The following is a 1,383-nucleotide window of genomic DNA, read 5'->3' on the forward strand; positions in this document are numbered from 1 at the left end:
CGATTCGCTGGCCGCCGCGAAATCGAAATCGGCGCTCGCGCATCGCCTGGACGGGCTGCCCGAAGCTGAGCAGCACGCCGTGCTACTGGATCTGGTGCGATCGCACATCGCCACAGTGCTGGGGAACACCACCGCCGAGGCGATCGACCCGGACAAGGCGTTCCAGGAGCTTGGCTTCGACTCGCTGACCGCGGTCGAAATGCGTAACCGGCTCAAAACCGCTACGGGACTGGCACTTTCGCCGACGCTTATCTTCGACTATCCGACGCCCAACGGCCTGGCCGGCTACATCCGCACCGAGCTCGCCGGCGTTCCGCAGGAAATCAAGGCCGCCCCCGTCGCTCGCGCTACCGGCGACGATGCGATCGCAATCGTGGGCATGGCGTGCCGCTATCCGGGCGGGGTGAATTCTCCAGACGACCTGTGGGACATGCTCATCGAGGGCCGCGACGTGCTCTCCGAATTTCCCACCGATCGCGGCTGGAACCTGTCCGGGCTGTACAACCCGGACCCCGACGTTCCGGGCACCTGCTATACCCGCACCGGCGGCTTCGTGGACGGCGTCGCGGACTTCGACCCCGCCTTCTTCGGCATCACGCCGAGCGAGGCGCTGGCCATGGATCCGCAGCAACGGCTGTTCCTGGAGTTGTCCTGGGAAGCGTTAGAGCGCTCTGGAATTGAGCCCGGCGGGCTGCGCGGCAGCGCCACCGGTGTGTTCGCCGGGGTGTACACGCAGGGCTACGGGATCGGCGCCGCGCCGGCCGCGGAGGGCTTCCGCCTGACCGGGCAGTCGTCGAGCGTGGCCTCCGGACGGATTTCGTACGCGCTGGGGCTGGAGGGCCCCGCCGTCTCGGTGGACACGGCCTGCTCGTCGTCGTTGGTTGCCTTGCACATGGCGGCGCAGTCGCTGCGCTCGGGCGAATGCGACCTGGCGTTGGCCGGTGGAGTCACCGTTAACGCCACACCCGACATCTTCATCGAGTTCAGCCGCATGCGCGGGCTGTCCGCGGACGGCCGCTGCAAGGCATACGCCGGCGCGGCCGACGGCACCGGATTCTCCGAGGGCGGCGGCATGCTCGTCGTCGAGCGCCTGTCGGACGCGCGACGCCTGGGGCACCCCGTGCTGGCAGTGGTCCGCGGGTCGGCCATCAATCAGGACGGCGCCTCCAACGGGCTGACCGCGCCCAACGGACCCTCGCAGCAGCGCGTGGTGCGCGCCGCGCTGGCCAACGCCGGATTGTCGGCGGCCGACGTGGACGTGGTCGAGGGACACGGGACCGGGACCACTTTGGGCGATCCGATCGAGGCGCAGGCCTTGTTGGCGACCTATGGACAAGACCGGGCCGAACCGCTGTGGCTGGGGTCGATCAAGTCGAACATGGG

Annotated in this window: 1 protein-coding gene; it reads left to right on the forward strand. The window is 68.8% G+C overall.

From position 1 onward, the window contains the following. A partial coding sequence (locus A5736_RS20100) for a type I polyketide synthase (RefSeq protein WP_139333457.1) occupies positions 1-1,383 on the forward strand: 1,383 nt, incomplete at both ends.

This window comes from Mycobacterium sp. SP-6446, from assembly GCF_001954045.1.
Lineage (GTDB): Bacteria > Actinomycetota > Actinomycetes > Mycobacteriales > Mycobacteriaceae > Mycobacterium.